Source organism: Vibrio sp. DNB22_10_4 (assembly GCF_052879755.1).
Window position 1 is genome coordinate 1 of record NZ_JBNNXW010000010.1, and the last position, 16,971, is coordinate 16,971.

Here is a 16,971-nt window from a genome sequence, read left to right on the forward strand (position 1 = left end):
GAACGATAATGAATTGACTGTGCCAAGTCTTTCGACTTGATTGGTCACTCAGTTCATTGAAAACCTAATTTGATACCTAGGTATCTAATTTGATTATCATCAACGAGTGCCCACACAGATTGATAGGTCTATATTTTTAAAGAACATTTTCTAACTTTCGGACCGCTTAGCGTCTCGTCGTTAGGGGTGCGTATCTTACGCTTCCCATTTTGAGAGTCAAGCGTTTTTTTCAAACTTTCTTTTCTCTCTCAACCGACTCCGCTTTGTGACTTTCGTCTCACTCCGTGTCGGTGAGGCGGCATTATAGAGATCACAGCATTGATGACAACCCTTTTTTTGAAATTATTTTCCGTTCGTTCAAAAAGCCATCAGACACGGTGTTTTTCGATAAAAATTCAACATTTGAAATACATCACACCAAATAATTGGAAAAATAACGCTCAACTACGTAATATTCCTATATCTATTTGTTAACGATAGATGCCATTATTCGTCAATAAGAAAAGTAGTACTTTAATATGGACTCCAATAAATCTCTTTTTCTAGTAATAGCGATCGCTATTTTGGGCGGTATTGTTTTTTCTCAGTTCGCCGACATCTCACCGGCTGTTGCTTTTGTGCTTGGTGTAGTAGCTACATTTTTCGTTGTTAAGTTTTCTTCTGCTACTCCAACCGTTTCGAAAGACAGTTCTCAATCAACAAAAACTCTTTACGTAGGTAACCTACCTTATAAAGCTAACGAATCTCACGTTAAGGATCTGTTCGCTGAATATGGGGAAGTATTTGCGGTAAGACTAATGAAGGATAAACGCACAGGTAAGCGTCGTGGATTTGGTTTCGTCGTAATGGCGAGCTCCGATGCCAAAGGGGCAATCGAAGCACTCAATGAAAAGGACTATATGCAAAGAACGTTAAAGGTTCGCATTGCCAATGATCCTAAGCATCCTGAATCTGAATCAATTGAACAGGACTAAAGCCGAGATCGTCTAAGGCTTTGTTAAGTGCTTCTTCTTGTATAGGGGAAGCACTGCTAAACACCTCTTTGAACCCTACTCCTTCTTGTTCGCCACTCTCTGCTAATAAGCTCACGACTCTACGAGCGATCGCCATACCCGAATCAATCAATTCGACACCTTTGCCTAGCACTTGCGATATCTCTTCTCGAATCAACGGAAAATGCGTACACCCTAATACGGCTACATCAATTACATCTACGAGTGGCTCTAGGATCTGATGCAAGTGAATCATGTCAGTGGGTTGACCTCTCAGCTTTTGCTCGGCCATATCCACCAGTTGACTGCTACCAAGCAGCTTTACATCTTTATCATCTGCAAAGTCTCGAATCAGATCATGAGTATACTGACGAGTAATGGTGGCAGGTGTGGCAATTAAACCGACAGCTTTTTTCGAAAGTAGAGAAGCGGGCTTGATTGCTGGTACGACACCGACAACCGGAATAGACAACACTTCTCTTAAATGAGGCAGCACGATGGTGCTCGCGGTATTGCAAGCGATAACGACGATATCAATGCGCTGGCGCTGCATCATCTGTTGAATAAGACGACAGGTACGATCAACCAATGTATCTGGTGCTAGCTCACCATAGGGATAGGCTTCGTTGTCGAATAAATAGAAGTAGTTTGCACACGGCAGCAAGTTTGCTATCTCTTTATATACAGAGAGACCACCTACCCCGGAGTCAAATATCAAAATGTTATGTCTATTCATCGCGTATTTCACCGACAGTTGTCGTTATCTATCCGCCGACATGATACTCACTACTGGTTAAGCGGTAAACCTATCTGCTCTCGATGCCTACTTCACTTTGTACCTTAGATGGCTGAATCGCTCAGCGGTTTCTATCGATAAGGAGTCTATCTCTATGGGATGGCTAAAGTACTTTGAATTACACACTAAGGTGTGGAACTCACCATCTTCGCCACATGGGTCAACATTGTCTGGCAACTCCGTGATGAGGCTCTCGGTATAACGCGCACCGCATAAAGACTCCTGCAATACTTGCCTGTCTATTGTCACCAAGACTGTATCAATCCCTCTTTCTATTATCTCTTGAGCTAGCTCTTGGCTATTTTCACCAACTAAAGGAAAAACCGCTTCAAACCCAGCAGGCTCTACATAGCTCTTTCGATACTCTACGATGCCATTGCAGAACATGTCCCCGAAGGCGATACCGTCAACATTAAGTCCTGATGACTTCACGCCGTCTAGTACTAGCGACTGGTATATGTCATTCGGCGGGAACACCTCCGGCAGTTCAATAGACACTAACGGCATACCTAGTCTATCGGCTTGCATCTGAACAACTTCGAGAGGTGTGACTTGGAAAGGCACCTCACCGCTTACGTGAGTGGTGTAAAGACCTACAACATTGTATTCGGAAGACTCCATAAGACGCTCAAAGGTCAATGTGGAATCTTTACCTGATGACCAGCTGATAATGATGTTTTTCATAAATAAAAAGGGGTGACGAGCACCCCTTATGTTTCCCTAGAATTTATAGTCTACGGTTGCAAAAACATTGCGCCCGTCTGCTTTGTAATAGTTTGTGCCTGAACCTAGAGCCGTGTAGATCTCTTCATCCAGTAAGTTATTGACTTTAACACTCACCGCTAGAGCCTCTGTCACCTTGTAGCCAGCGCCTATATCAACCGTGGTATAAGCATCAAGAGTGCCGCCTACTTTATCTTTACGTTCACCTACGTAATTGGCTATCAAAGCCAATTCAAGATCGTTGAGTTGATAGGTCGAGACCAGCTTAAAGTTCTGTTTCGCGCGGCGAATCAGCTGAGAACCGTCTTTCTCATTTACTGGATTTTTAAAATCCGCTGATAACTGGTGTTGAACTCCCCAAGTAGCAAACTGCCCTTGGAGCTCAATACCTTCAACTGACGCTTCATCTACATTACTTGGCACATAGTTACCCGAATCATTCGGCGCCCAGTTAATCAAATCTTTGATATCCGTTTTGTACGCGGTAATTTCCCATGTCATCCAAGACTGGTAACCCCTAACGCCAATTTCAGAAGACATGGAGGTTTCAGGCTTTAACGATTCGTTACCCGCATTGGGCCAATATAGGTCATTGAACGTTGGTGCCTTAAAAGCAGTCCCTGAACTTGCCACGAGTTGAATCGTATCTAGCACAAAGTAACCTGCACCTAGATTCCAAGTTGTGTGTCCACCAAACGCGCTATCGTCATCGTGGCGTGCACTTGCTTCAAGGGAAGCTTTGTTATACTCAAACAAAGCGCTCGCAAATGCAGCTTTGTTGTCTTTGGTTGTTTTGCCGTAGTCTGTGGTGTTGGAGCCACCGCGATTTGCTTTTTCCAGATAGTAATCTAAACCGGCATTAAGAGTTAGGTAGTCAAAACCGCTATAGCTGTTAAACCATAAAATAGAGTTTCGCGATGTGGTGAGTTCTGACTTAGCATTCTTACCTGCCGCATCTCCGTCTCGGCCTTGGTTATAGCTCGTACTCACCTGCAACTCGGAGTTGAATTGCTCCCTGTGGTAAAGAGCGGTGCCTGCGAGTGAATAGTTCGTGGATTCGCTCTCTTGCTTCGTTCCATCAAATGCATTGGCATACTCAACGTCTGATGCAGAACTCATACCATTCAGCTTTAACGTCCAGTTATCGTTGATACTATGGGCAAGATTGCCTATCACTACTTTCGAGTCATAACTGTGCTTGTCGCTCTCTGGTGCCATCTGATACACATTAAAGCCATCACTTCTCTCAGCTTGCAACGTAATGCCGCCAGACGTACTCTCCGAAATTTGCCCTGATGAGCGCCAGCCCAACTGCTTGGTATCGTGTGAACCGTAGCCAAGTCTCGCTTGATGATTGCGAGTCTTAGTCGCTGTTGTAATACTAATAACGCCACCAATCGCGTCGGAGCCATAAACCGCAGCGCGTGGTCCTCTCACGACTTCAACTCTTTCAATCGCGTATGCTGGGATCAAACCAATCGATGCACCGCCATTCGTAGCGGAGTTAAGTCGAACACCATCAAGGATCACTAGGGCGTGTTTCGTCAATGTGCCTCTAATGTAGATGCTTGTCTCTTGAGCATTGCCACCCGATGAATTGATTTCGATACCTGGAACGGTTCTTAGTACATCAAGAACACTGTTCGCCTTAATTTTTTCAATATCTTCGCGCGTAACAACCGTCGTAGGTGCTAACACCGAAGCTTTGCTTTGCTCTACACGGTTCGCCGTGACGACCATGGTCTCATCAGCCGATTTAGATTGATTACTTGAGCTTGTTACTTCTGCCAGTGAAAAAGAAGCATAAGAAGAGAGCGATGCAGTCACTGCTATCGCCAAACATGATTTGTTCATTTGTTGTGTTGTCCTAAATCGCGTAAGTCCTACCTACTCGAGCAATCCTTTTTCGCATCGAGTTGGCTGCTGGCAGGTATTCGGACTTAAGAGCACGAAACCATATTGGTTCCACCTACTGCCTCGACTTCCCGTTTATGTCAAACAGTGTCTTTTGAGGGGTTGTTCTCTCTTACCGCTGCGCGTCAGTTCTGGATTTGCACCAGATTCCCTTTTCAGTGAGATATCCATTTGATTCTCACACCAGCTAGGGGCCATGGTATTAACTGATTGATTATTTGTCCATAACGGATTGAACTAAGCTATAAGAGCACAGAGATAATGCGAGACAATTCTGGGAAAAACTGGACAACGACGGGAGATTGAATAAAATCTGCCCTCCTTAATACAACTCATTACCGACGATAGGCAACTACCATGGCAAATCTCGACTTCACACCAGAAGGCTATCAAATCCAGCTTGAAGAAAAATCTCAACGTTTGATCGATATGATGGCGCCGTATTCTGCTCCTGAACTCGAAGTATTTACTTCCCCAGAAAAGCACTATCGTATGCGTGCTGAATTCCGCGTTTGGCATGAAGGCGACGACATGTACTACATCATGTTCAACCAGGAAACGCGTGAAAAGTACCGAGTTGATCAATTCCCAGCAGCAAGCCGTCTTATCAATGACCTAATGCCACTGCTGATGGATGCGATGAAAGGCAACGAGGTATTACGAAAGAAACTGTTCCAAGTCGACTTTCTCTCAACCTTAAGCGGTGAGATCTTGGTATCTCTGCTCTACCACCGTCAACTAGATGATGCATGGAAAGAGCAAGCACAAGCACTGAAACAGCAGTTGAATGATGAAGGTTTCAAACTGAACCTGATTGGTCGTGCTCGTAAGATGAAAATCGTCATGGATCAAGACTATGTGGTGGAAACTCTGCATGTTAATGGTCAGCCATACCACTATCAGCAAGTGGAAAACAGCTTCACGCAACCCAATGGTCCTGTCGCGCAAAAGATGTTGGAATGGGCTGTTGATTGTACCCAAGACAGCAAAGGTGATTTGCTAGAGCTTTACTGTGGTAACGGCAACTTCTCATTGGCATTGGCACAAAACTTCGAGCGAGTCCTTGCGACGGAGTTGGCGAAGCCTTCAGTAGAATCGGCGCAATACAACATTGCAGCCAACAAGATTGATAATGTACAAATCATTCGCATGTCAGCGGAAGAGTTTACTGAGGCTATGGAAGGCAAACGTGAGTTCCGACGTTTGCAGCAGCAGAATGTCGATCTAAAAAGCTACAACTGCAACACGATTTTCGTTGATCCACCGCGTGCAGGTATGGATATCGATACCTGTAAAATGGTTCAAGGCTACGAGCGCATTCTGTATATTTCATGCAATCCAGAAACCTTGAAAGACAACTTGGACGTGCTGGGTGAAACGCACCACATTACGCGATTTGCTCTATTCGATCAGTTCCCGTTTACTCATCATATTGAAGCGGGCGTATTACTTGAGCGCAAAGCCTAATCAATAACAAACAAAAAACGAGCCAACTGGCTCGTTTTTTTATGCTCGCGCTCTACGAATAGAGACCAACAAATTAAGCTTCTTTGAGGATGTAGCCCATTTTTTTACCAATCCAGAATAGCAGTACCAAGACGACTACGATGGCGATGAAGTTGGAACCAGCATCAGGGTATTGCGCCTTGGTAAACGCAGAGTGACCAAACGCACCTACGAAGAATGCCGCAAGACCAACCATTGGGAAGTCTTCTGGAATTGGGTTTCTTAGATACTCTTGATACAGAGCCTGAACTGACAGCACGAGTGCAATCAGTGGAAAAATCGAGAATGCCACTTCGCTGATGGTGAGCCAAGACAACATTGCGTTACCACACATACCTGCAATCAGAGCAAGTACGAGCGTTTTTTTGCCGCTTTCGCGGTTTTCGGAGGACACTTCATTGGACATTATTTGGACCCTTCTTTTTGACGGTTTCTTTCACGTTCTTTGCGATACCAGTGTGCACCCTTGGCCACTATCCTTAATTGGACAATCAGCCTCTCCGCCAGTTCATATCTTTCTTTTTTGCTAAGATCTAACGCCTCTGCACCTGAACTGAACACGAGAATGACAGAAGCTTCCGCTTGGGCAAATGCTTCGTCACGGTCCATACCTGTGCTAACCAAATATTCAGTTAGCTCAGCCGAAAAGTGTTGGATTTCTCGAGCCACTGCGGCTCGAAAGTCAAAAGAGGTACCAGAACGCTCCCTTAATAATAGGCGGAACACGTTGGGACTGCTTTCAATGAACTCCATAAACGTTTCGACTGAAGTACGGATCACACTGCCTTCTTTGACAATACGTTGGCGCGCTTGTCGCATTAACTGCCTTAGCAGCAGGCCTCCTTCATCTACCATGGTCAGCCCCAGCTCATCCATATCTTTAAAATGACGATAGAAAGAAGTTGGAGCAATACCGGCTTCGCGCGCGACTTCGCGCAGGCTCAAATTCGAAAAGCTGCGATCGGCACTAAGCTGGCTAAAAGCAGCATCGATCAATGAACGACGCGTTTTTTCTTTTTGTTGTGCACGAATACCCATTGATTTCATGTTTAACCTAGGTGCTCTTATTGGTTACCATCGATGACGGTAATTGAGGGAGTGGAGGTAATATAGCGCGAATAGTCACTTTGTATAAGTGTATGGCTGGCGATTTTGCTAAAAAACCTATACGCATCTCACTTCATTTACTCAGCATTATGCTTGAACAAGTTTCATTATTTTGCATACATCAAACGTTTATCCGATGCTAACTCTCAATAAAACTGCGTGATCTTTCACACTCTATTCACGCAGTCATATTTACCAACGTTAATAATCCGTTAAAATCTCGCCATTGCCAGTCTATGAATTGCACTCATCACTCCTGCCCTACTTGTCGCTATTAATGCTGAACGTTTTGTAGAGAGTGAGAGGAACTACGAGGATACTATATGAGTCGCGCTAAACATTTTGATGCCATCGTAATCGGCAGTGGCCCAGGTGGTGAAGGGGCTGCGATGGGGCTAACTAAAGCTGGCCTCAACGTTGCGATCATCGAAAAAGAGAGCAGCGTCGGTGGTGGTTGCACCCACTGGGGTACCATACCTTCAAAAGCACTGCGTCATGCAGTCAGCCGTATCATTGAGTTCAACAGCAACCCACTGTTTTGTGGTAACAACACCAGCCTGCACTCGACGTTTTCCAATATTTTGGGACACGCAAAAACCGTTATCGATAAGCAAACCCGACTGCGCCAAGGCTTCTATGACCGAAATGAGTGCACCTTGCTATACGGAACGGCACGCTTTGTCGATACTCACAGCCTAGAGGTCACTAAGTCCGATGGTACTATCGATACTTATACGGCCGACAAGTTTGTGATTGCAACCGGTTCAAGACCGTATCGCCCTGCTGATGTCGACTTTAATCACCCACGTGTTTACGATAGCGATTCAATTCTTTCTCTTGAGCACGACCCTAGACACATTATTATTTACGGTGCCGGTGTCATTGGTTGTGAGTATGCGTCTATCTTCCGTGGCTTGGATGTAAAAACCGATCTCATCAACACCCGTGAGCGACTTCTGGCGTTCCTAGATAACGAGATGTCAGACTCTTTGTCCTATCACTTCTGGAACAGCGGCATGATGATCCGCAACGATGAAACCTACGCCAAGATCGAAGGTACCGAAGACGGCGTCATCATCCACCTCAACTCAGGCAAGAAGATGCGCGCGGATTGCTTACTGTATGCCAATGGTCGAACAGGTAACACTGACGCACTCAATCTGGATGCCGTTGGACTAGTCGCGGATTCTCGCGGCCAGCTCAAAGTCGACACCAACTACCAAACCGACATCGACCATGTCTATGCTGTGGGGGATGTGATTGGCTACCCAAGCTTAGCGAGTGCGGCATACGACCAAGGCCGATTCGTAGCTCAAGCGATTACTCAAGGTGAAGCTGAAGGTAAGCTAATTGAAGATATTCCGACAGGTATCTACACCATTCCAGAAATCAGCTCTGTGGGTAAAACTGAGCAAGAGCTGACTGAAGCCAAGATTCCGTACGAGGTAGGACGCTCGTCATTCAAACACCTTGCGCGTGCACAGATCGCCGGTAAAGACGTGGGAAGTTTAAAAATACTCTTCCACCGCGAGACCAAAGAAATCTTGGGCATTCACTGTTTTGGTGAGCGTGCTGCAGAAATCATCCACATCGGCCAGGCCATCATGGAGCAAAAAGGCGAAGCGAATACCATCGAGTACTTCGTTAACACCACCTTTAACTACCCGACCATGGCAGAAGCCTATCGTGTTGCTGCGCTCAATGGTTTAAACCGTCTGTTCTAACCTAATTGCAGTGCATAGCACTTTAGAGCAATACTACAAAGGCGACATCATGTCGCCTTTGTTTTTCCTTTTACGCAGATGAAACGCTAAGCCAGTAAAAACTGACCGCGACGCCACTGGTAAATAAAAATCACCGCCAACCCCAAACCTCGAATACCCATAAAGCTGAGCATCGCGAACCAAAGTGCATGATTTCCTAAACTGCTGGCGGCAAAAAACAAAGCAAAGAAACAACACGTGGCGGCAAACATACTATTGCGCATATCTCTGCCTTTTGTCGCGCCCACAAAAATACCATCAAATAGAAAGCACCACATGGACACCAGCGGCATAGCAACCAGCCAAGGTAAGAAGAATTCCGCTTGCGTTTGCACTGCGGCGATGGAAGTAATCATCGCAATCAAATCACTCCCTAAACCTGCAAATACCAGTGTCAGCAGCACACAAATAACCGCACTCCAGAAAAAGGTCACGACAAGCGAATCAATGAGCTGACTGCGACTCTTGGCACCAATCGCTTTGCCTACCATAGCTTCCATAGCGTAAGCGAAACCATCCATGCCATAAGAAATGAGCATCAAGAAGCTCATCAATACCGCATTCGCCGCGACGATATCATCTCCAAATGCTGCGCCCTGAAAGGTCATAAAACTAAAAGTAGCTTGTAGGCACAATGAACGAAGAAAGATGTCACGATTGAGCTTCACAAAACGTCCAATATCCTGACTCACATCAGAGGCCAATTGCAGCACATTTGGCAGGACTCTTTGACGCCAAGTGCGCGCGGCACACCATAGGCCAAATGCACAACCTGAGTAGTCAGCAATGACCGACGCCAAGGCCGCACCTTCGACTTTCCACCCCAAACCAATGACAAACAAGACATCAAGGCCGATATTTACCAGGTTAGTAATGATCACCATCCACATTGGCGCTTTCGCGTTTTGTGTCCCTAGTAACCAGCCAAGAATTACAAAATTCATCAACGCTGCAGGGGCACTCCAAGCTCTTATCGCAAAATACTGATAACCATAATGCTTCACTTCTTCACTGGCAGAGCTAAACGAAAAAATAACATCAGCGAGAGAGGTATGCACGAGTAAGAACAGCGCAGCAAACCCCAATGCCATAAGACTCCCCTGCAAAAACACCAGCGCAAGTTGGCGCGTATCATTGGCGCCATAACTTTGAGCGGCGAGGCCTGTGGTCGACATTCTCAAAAAACCCAGCAGCCAGAAGGTGACACTTATCATGGTGCTGCCAAGCGCAACGCCACCTAAATACCAGGCGTGCTCTAGGTGGCCAATCACAGCGGCGTCAACCAGTCCTAATAGCGGGACAGTAATATTGGATAGCACCATAGGAATGGCCAATAGCAAGACTCGGCGGTGCAAGGGCAGATCAGACAGAATGGTAATTGATTGTTGAAACACGAACACTCCAGCACGTCGAGACTCCACTAGAAATGCTTTAGTGGAGAGGATACTTGAAGCGCTATAGTAACGTTATTTACAGGCGAGCACCGCAACTACCACTCAATATTGACGATGTTCGGCGTGAGACGATGTCGATAGATGGGCAGCTTCGCCACCACTCGCTGCCAACGAGACCAGCGTTGACAATGCTTGTCGATGGGCGATTCAATCGAGACTTTGTATGTCCACGGTAGCCAATGAAGCAACTTATCAAGCGGCTTTCTCATGCCATGTTGATAACGCTCACACCCCATCTTTTGCCCTAAGTGACTCGCTGTGAGGTCACCGGCCAGCACCAAGCAGGCTTTGGCATGTTGAAAGTGACATCCGATGGCTTGCACAAAGTGCGCTATTCGAGTCTCAGTTTGTTCCAGTAGAGCATGTTCACATACAACTAGAATCGGTTTGTCAGCAGGAATCAATAGCGTCGACAACCAGCTCATATCATCAATCGAGCCACAGATGAGTGAGTACCGCTCGCTTTTGTGAAACAACCGTTGGCGCCACACCAAATGCTCATTGGTATCGACTTCAAGCCAATGACAGCGGCCATTGTCCAAACGGTAGAAGCGGGTATCAAGGCGCGCGCCGACATTAATAACCCAACCATCAGGGTTGGTCTCAAGAAACCGCTTTACTTGCAAATCGCAAAGCTGAGTTAAGGTGGCATGCAATAACTGACTTTGGTCAACGTTACCCGTGATGCAATCGGGCGCAAGTTGGCAACGGCGACATGCATGGGCGGCGATAGGGTCATAGATGATGCCATCATCCAGCAAACTTTCACGACTGCGAAACCATAGCGGCCTAAGCAGTTTGCTAGGTACATCTAGGGGAACGGTTTGACGGTTGTTACGATTGTCCATACTGCCTCCATGTATAGAGTTACAGATGATAATCGCTCTCAATAATCATTTCAACATAAATGAAATTAATTATCATTTACAACCTATCTTTGGGCGTAAAAAAAGCGACAGGCGGACCTGTCGCTTTCCATCACCATAGGGGTGAAATTGTTGGCACTCTTTGAATGCCTCACAAATATCCATTTGTTATTTGTGCTTCCACTGCTAATTCTTGTTTGTCATCGTCCTGATGCGTTTTCACGATCCCTGGCAAAACCTTTTGCTCGAGTTCTTCCTAAACCCTGTCCATTTGTTTTCTCATCCTGAGAATAGTCGACCATCCGTATCTGCCCACACTCCGAGTCTGAGCAATATCCTTATTATTATTTTTGGCGCTCCTCGCCAAACATCCTTGAAGACCTTCTTGGTCTGAAATCCTTGTGTCAGCATCCTGTCGACAAGGAACAATTTACCTGACTCAGAATGGAAGACAACCAAGCACAACGTTTTTTCTAGTTCGCAACAATACACAAACAATTAAAGTAATATAAATCATAAACTTAATAATTATTAACGGCAATTTTGCGCTAACAAGTATGGCAAATATCTCACAAAGCATCTGGATAACTCGCCAATCACGCTCAAAGAGCATCAAGATCGAAGTGAGATCTGAATCACCCAATGCGTGACACCACTACCAACAGATCTACCAACAACAACGCTACCCAAGCACCAAAAACAACAATGCCCCTTCATCAGAAGAGGCATTGCAAGCTCGGTTTGGCGTTAAAGAAACCCGTTTAGACATTAAACAAACTAGGTTAGGCTGCTAGTTTTTGTAACGCGGTTCGGATTAGTGAAGACCGCCCACGTATTTAGAAAGAACGTCGATATCTTCGTCGTTCAGCTTTTTGGCGATATCACGCATCATAGCGTTCATGTCGTTGGCACGATCGCCGCTGCGGAATTTCTCTAGTTGTGATTTCACATAATCAGCATGCTGACCAGAAATTTTAGGGAATCCTGATAGCTCAGTGCCGTTACCACGAGGACCGTGACAAGCAATACACGCGGTAATTCCACGCTCAGCATCACCAGCGGTGTAAAGAACTTTACCCACTTCGACCACATTTTCAGGGGTACTATTGGCTGCGATTGGCATAGACGCATAGTAAGCCGCAAGATCCGCCATATCTTCCTCAGACAGTGGCATTGCCATACCACTCATCACAGGATCATAACGACCTTGTTTACCGCCACTTGTCATACCAAGCTTTAGGTCTTTCAGTTGTTTTTCAATATATTTTGCGTGCTGTCCTGCGATGCTTGGGTACATCGTTAGCAGACTGTTACCGTCCGCTCCATGACACGCTACACACGTTTGGGATTTTGCTTTACCAGCTTCAATATCGCCTTGGGCCCATACTGAGCAGCTGACTACAAGACTCAAGATTAGCGCTAATTTTTTCATGACATTCCATTATAATTATCAAGCTTCCAGTACCACTATACGCCTCGCTAAACCCTACAGATTGGTGTCAAAGGGACAAAATAAGGTAACGCGGGCAATTAATACCGATCATGGTACAATGTGTGGCCATATGCCGAGCACGGTTATTTTACACAATTTCACAAAAAAGTAATCAATCGACTACACAAAGTCGAGATGGAGTTAACAGTGAGCGTAAAAATTCATTATCAAAACACGCATTTCATTACAAGTGCACCCGATATTCGTCACTTGCCAGAGGATGAAGGGATCGAAATTGCGTTTGCAGGACGCTCCAATGCAGGTAAATCCAGTTCACTGAACCGCCTTACTAACCAAAGAGCGCTGGCGAAAACCAGTAAAACACCAGGCCGTACCCAATTGATTAACCTTTTCAAGGTAGACGAAGGTTGTCACATCGTTGACTTACCTGGATACGGCTTTGCTCAAGTTCCTCTTGAGATGAAAAAGAAATGGCAAAAATCGCTAGGCGAATATTTGCAGAAACGTCGTTGCCTGAAAGGCCTAGTGGTACTGATGGACATTCGTCACCCAATGAAAGACCTTGACCAGCAGTTAATTGAATGGGCTGTTGAGTCTGGTATTCCAGTTCAGGTTCTTCTGACGAAAGCAGACAAATTGAAAAGTGGTGCTCGCAAAGCACAAGTGTTGAAGATACGTGAGGCAGCACTGGCGTTTGGTGGTGATGTGCAAGTCGATCCGTTTTCGTCACTAAAAGGCATTGGTGTTGATCAATTACGAAATAAACTCGACACCTGGTTTGCGCCAGCGTTTGCACACCTTGAGCAATCTGACGATTTAGAAGGTGGTGAGCAAGACGCTTAACTGTCTTTGGTGGTAAAACTATCTTTTAGTGGTAAAACTATCTTTCGGTAGTAAAACATCGTTCTACAGAAACAAAACGCCCCGCCTTCCTGGCAGGGCAATGGGAGAGAGAAGATTTAGTATTATTGTTTGTTCCAAGCATCTATGAAGCTTTCAAACAATGCAATCACCAGCCATACAAACTGTGAGCTAGTCTTCTCTTACCATCCCAATTCCCACAATACTCACAACCCAATAAAGTCTTATATTTCAGATAGTAAAACCCTGGTTACTCGCTGTTTTTCTACGCTTGATTCTAGTTGAGAATTATACAAAGTGTGAAGGTCGTTTAATTACAGAATTTGGTAATCAAATGTCGTAATGACGAAGAGAGAAAAGTGAGAAGAAGGGCGCTAAAAAATTTTCTTTGCCACAAGAAAAAACGCCCCAGTCAAATACTGACTGGGGCGGCTGAATCAGCCTAATCCAATAACGTGAAACAAAAGGTCTGAAAGATAGAACATCTTACCTCTGTACCCTACGCGTTCTAATGTACAACAAGTGATCAGGAAATGAAACTATTTTTGTAGTTTTTTTTCATGAAGTTTTTGTTAATAGACATAAGTCGCTTAGATGCATGAACTTTTTTAACATCAAAAAAAAGCCAGCGACTGTGCGCTGGCTCATGTTAATTTAATAATTTAGCTCAAAATATGACTAATGAGCCTGATCCCAGTTGTCTCCGTGACCAGAGTCAGCAACAAGTGGAACAGCCAATTCTGCTGCAGATTCCATCAATTTTTGTACTTTACTTTCAATTTCGCCTAAAGATGACGATTCCACTTCAAAGACCAGTTCATCGTGCACTTGCATCAGTAGTTTCACCTTGCCATCACCTTCGGCTTGGATCCACTCATCCACCAACAACATCGCTTTCTTAATGATGTCCGCAGCAGTACCTTGCATTGGCGCGTTGATTGCCGCACGCTCCGCCGCTTTGCGACGCATACCATTACGAGACTTAATCTCAGGTAAGTGCAGTCTGCGGCCAAAGATGGTTTCAACGTAGCCTTTCTCACTCGCTAAAGCACGCGTGTCTTCCATGTATTGCATCACGCCAGGATAGCGCTCGAAGTAAGTATCCATATATTGCTGCGCCTCACCACGAGGAATACCGAGCTGCTTAGACAGACCAAACGCACTCATGCCATAGATAAGTCCGAAGTTAACCGCTTTGGCACGGCGACGCTGTTCACTGGTGACTTGCTCAATATCGACACCAATGATCTCCGCCGCTGTGGCAGCGTGGATATCTTTACCTTGTCTAAACGCATCCAGTAGCGCCTTATCACCTGACAAGTGCGCCATGATACGAAGTTCAATCTGAGAGTAATCCACCGCAAGGATCTTCCAGCCATGCGGAGCCACAAACGCCTGACGAATGCGTCGGCCTTCATCGTTACGGATAGGAATATTCTGCAAGTTTGGATCGGTCGATGACAAACGACCGGTTGCAGTGACAGCCTGATGATAAGACGTGTGTACTCGACCCGTTTCTGGGTTGATCATCTTCGGTAGCTTGTCTGTGTAGGTGGACTTGAGTTTAGCTAGGCCGCGATACTCCAAAATCAACTTAGGCAGTGGGTAATCCAACGCCAACTCTTGCAGCACCTCTTCATTGGTAGAAGGTGCGCCTGATGGCGTTTTCTTAAGTACCGGCAAGCCCATTTTCTCAAAGAAGATCGCTTGCAGCTGCTTAGGCGAGCTCAAGTTAAACTCTTCGCCAGCAATCTCATAGGCTTTCTGCTCCAGCTCATCAAGACGCGCCGCGATCTCTTGAGATTGAGCGCCCAAAAGCATGTCATCAATCAGTACACCGGTGCGCTCGATACGAGATAACACAGGCACCAACGGTACTTCGATGTCTTGATAGACACGATTCAGTGCTTCGTTTTTCTCAAGCTCTGCATTGATGCGCTGGTGAAGACGCAAAGTCACATCCGCATCTTCTGCCGCGTATGGTGCTGCCTGATCCATCTCGATTTGGTTGAAAGTCAGTTTCGATTTGCCTTTACCGGCAATTTGCTCGAATGAGATGCAGCTATGCTGCAAAAAGCGCAGTGCCAAGCTGTCCATATCGTGCTTACCGCCGACGCTGTTGTAGACGTAAGAAGCAAGCATGGTGTCGTATTTAATGCCCTTAAGCTCAATACCATAGCGTGCAATCACACTGGCGTCATACTTCAGGTTTTGACCAACTTTCACTACGTTGTCGTCTTCAAGCAATGGCTTCAATTGCTCAAGAACCCAATCACGGTCAAGCTGCTCTGGTGCGCCCATGTAGTCGTGCGCAACAGGCAGATAAGCGGCCACGCCTTCTTCGGTCGCAAACGACAGACCGATAAGATTCGCCACCATATAATCCAAGCTGTCCGTCTCAGTATCGAACGCAATCACGGAAGCTGCTTTTAGCTTCTCTAACCAATTGGCAAACTGCTCTTCGGTTAGGATGGTTTCGTACTGGCTGCGGTCAATTTTAACTGCTGATGTATCCATCGCTGGAGCATCATCATCGCTAGAAATACGTTTTGCTGCACTCTCCACCGCTTGCACTTCACCTGTGCCGCCTTCAAGAAGCTCATTGAGCCAAGATTTAAACGTCAATTGGCCGTACAGCTTGGTCAGTTCATCAACGTTTGGTGTCTCTTTCAGCAGAGATTCAGGCGTGCAATCGAGTTCCACATCCAGTTTGATGGTCGCCAGATCATAAGAAAGTAATGCATTTTCTTTGTTCTCGGTAAGCTTCTTAGCCATGGTTTTTGAACCACGAAAGCCAAGAGGGGCGATATCATCGAGTCTATCGTATAGGTCTTTAATGCCGCCGATACCTTGCAATAGTGCTGTTGCTGTTTTGTCACCTACGCCTGGTACACCTGGGATGTTATCCACTTTATCGCCCATCAGTGCCAGATAGTCGATAATAAGCTCAGGTGGAATACCAAACTTATCCACTACGCCTGCTCTGTCCATCACCACATTGGTCATGGTGTTGATAAGGGTAACGTTGTCATCAACCAGTTGAGCCATATCTTTATCGCCCGTGCTGATCAATACTGGCATACTCGCTTGTGAAGCTTGATGCGCCAAAGTACCAATGACATCATCCGCTTCCACGCCTGGTACACAGATAAGCGGTAGACCCATAGCACGAATCACGTTATGCAAAGGTTCAATTTGGCAACGAAGATCATCCGGCATAGGTGGACGGTTTGCCTTGTACTCAGGGTACATATCATCACGGAATGTTTTGCCTTTGGCATCAAACACCACCGCGATACGATCAGAGGCAAACTGACGCATCATGCTTCTTAGCATGTTAACAACACCGTAAACCGCATTGGTTGGGATTTCGCCATTGCTCATCGTTTCTGGATAAGCATGAAATGCTCGATAGAGATAAGAAGAACCATCGATAAGGATCAATGGGTTGTCTGGTATTTGCGCCATGTTTAGTCGTCCAAAATTTTTGGTAGTGATCTATAAGGATGCCATGACTCGCAGCGCGATGCTACGCT

General features: G+C 45.8%; 14 protein-coding genes and 1 riboswitch. Of the genes, 4 read left to right on the top strand and 10 right to left on the bottom strand.

Features of this window, described 5'->3' with window-relative positions; all coding sequences use genetic code 11:
- Positions 1-518 precede the first annotated feature (518 nt).
- Entirely contained in the window at positions 519-974 is a 456-nt protein-coding gene (locus ACVA6Q_RS18745) for an RNA-binding protein (RefSeq protein WP_353497367.1), read from the top strand.
- On the opposite strand, the gene murI is transcribed toward ACVA6Q_RS18745, so the two are convergent.
- The 3 genes from murI to ACVA6Q_RS18760 all read right to left on the bottom strand — a co-directional run bounded on the left by murI (position 937) and on the right by ACVA6Q_RS18760 (position 4,365).
- The gene (gene murI / locus ACVA6Q_RS18750; RefSeq protein ID WP_446648536.1) at positions 937-1,728 is read right to left on the bottom strand and encodes a glutamate racemase; all 792 of its coding nucleotides are present in this window, start codon (positions 1,726-1,728) and stop codon (positions 937-939) included. The two genes, ACVA6Q_RS18745 and murI, sit on opposite strands and share 38 nt — an antisense overlap.
- Positions 1,729-1,815: 87 nt before the next feature.
- The gene (locus tag ACVA6Q_RS18755) at positions 1,816-2,472 is read right to left on the bottom strand and encodes a Dph6-related ATP pyrophosphatase (RefSeq protein ID WP_446648537.1); all 657 of its coding nucleotides are present in this window, start codon (positions 2,470-2,472) and stop codon (positions 1,816-1,818) included.
- 36 nt (positions 2,473-2,508) lie between these two features.
- Positions 2,509-4,365, bottom strand: coding sequence for a TonB-dependent receptor domain-containing protein (locus tag ACVA6Q_RS18760; protein ID WP_446648538.1), 1,857 nt, complete (start codon positions 4,363-4,365; stop codon positions 2,509-2,511).
- A gap of 54 nt (positions 4,366-4,419) precedes the next feature.
- A riboswitch (cobalamin riboswitch) is annotated at positions 4,420-4,628 on the bottom strand.
- Between the two features lie 154 nt (positions 4,629-4,782).
- Between ACVA6Q_RS18760 and trmA the strand changes: the two genes are divergently transcribed.
- On the top strand, positions 4,783-5,892 hold the full coding sequence (gene trmA / locus ACVA6Q_RS18765) for a tRNA (uridine(54)-C5)-methyltransferase TrmA (RefSeq protein WP_353497371.1): 1,110 nt from the start codon (positions 4,783-4,785) through the stop codon (positions 5,890-5,892).
- A 73-nt stretch (positions 5,893-5,965) separates the two neighbouring features.
- Here the strand turns inward: trmA and ACVA6Q_RS18770 are convergent, their stop codons facing one another.
- Both ACVA6Q_RS18770 and fabR read right to left on the bottom strand, forming a co-directional pair.
- Positions 5,966-6,337 carry a YijD family membrane protein gene (locus ACVA6Q_RS18770; protein ID WP_353497372.1) on the bottom strand — a complete coding sequence of 124 codons (372 nt, stop codon included), beginning with the start codon at positions 6,335-6,337 and terminating at the stop codon, positions 5,966-5,968.
- Positions 6,337-6,978: an HTH-type transcriptional repressor FabR gene (gene fabR / locus ACVA6Q_RS18775; RefSeq protein ID WP_338163261.1), complete on the bottom strand. Its 642-nt coding sequence runs from the start codon at positions 6,976-6,978 to the stop codon at positions 6,337-6,339. The genes ACVA6Q_RS18770 and fabR overlap by 1 nt, the downstream gene beginning before the upstream one ends.
- A gap of 383 nt (positions 6,979-7,361) precedes the next feature.
- On the opposite strand from fabR, the gene sthA reads away from it, so the two are divergent.
- Positions 7,362-8,762 carry a Si-specific NAD(P)(+) transhydrogenase gene (gene sthA, locus ACVA6Q_RS18780; RefSeq protein WP_353497373.1) on the top strand — a complete coding sequence of 467 codons (1,401 nt, stop codon included), beginning with the start codon at positions 7,362-7,364 and terminating at the stop codon, positions 8,760-8,762.
- An 86-nt stretch (positions 8,763-8,848) separates the two neighbouring features.
- Here the strand turns inward: sthA and dinF are convergent, their stop codons facing one another.
- The 3 genes from dinF to ACVA6Q_RS18795 form a co-directional block, all read right to left on the bottom strand.
- The gene (gene dinF / locus ACVA6Q_RS18785; protein ID WP_446648539.1) at positions 8,849-10,195 is read right to left on the bottom strand and encodes an MATE family efflux transporter DinF; all 1,347 of its coding nucleotides are present in this window, start codon (positions 10,193-10,195) and stop codon (positions 8,849-8,851) included.
- Between the two features lie 95 nt (positions 10,196-10,290).
- Entirely contained in the window at positions 10,291-11,103 is an 813-nt protein-coding gene (locus ACVA6Q_RS18790) for a class I SAM-dependent methyltransferase (RefSeq protein ID WP_446648540.1), read from the bottom strand.
- Between the two features lie 832 nt (positions 11,104-11,935).
- Positions 11,936-12,553, bottom strand: a complete 618-nt coding sequence (locus ACVA6Q_RS18795) for a c-type cytochrome (protein ID WP_353497376.1) — start codon at positions 12,551-12,553, stop codon at positions 11,936-11,938.
- A 195-nt stretch (positions 12,554-12,748) separates the two neighbouring features.
- Between ACVA6Q_RS18795 and yihA the strand changes: the two genes are divergently transcribed.
- Positions 12,749-13,417, top strand: coding sequence for a ribosome biogenesis GTP-binding protein YihA/YsxC (gene yihA, locus ACVA6Q_RS18800; protein ID WP_353497377.1), 669 nt, complete (start codon positions 12,749-12,751; stop codon positions 13,415-13,417).
- Between the two features lie 455 nt (positions 13,418-13,872).
- On the opposite strand, the gene ACVA6Q_RS18805 is transcribed toward yihA, so the two are convergent.
- Entirely contained in the window at positions 13,873-13,920 is a 48-nt protein-coding gene (locus tag ACVA6Q_RS18805) for a hypothetical protein (protein ID WP_438356636.1), read from the bottom strand.
- Between the two features lie 193 nt (positions 13,921-14,113).
- Positions 14,114-16,903, bottom strand: coding sequence for a DNA polymerase I (gene polA / locus ACVA6Q_RS18810; protein ID WP_446648541.1), 2,790 nt, complete (start codon positions 16,901-16,903; stop codon positions 14,114-14,116).
- Positions 16,904-16,971: the final 68 nt, after the last annotated feature.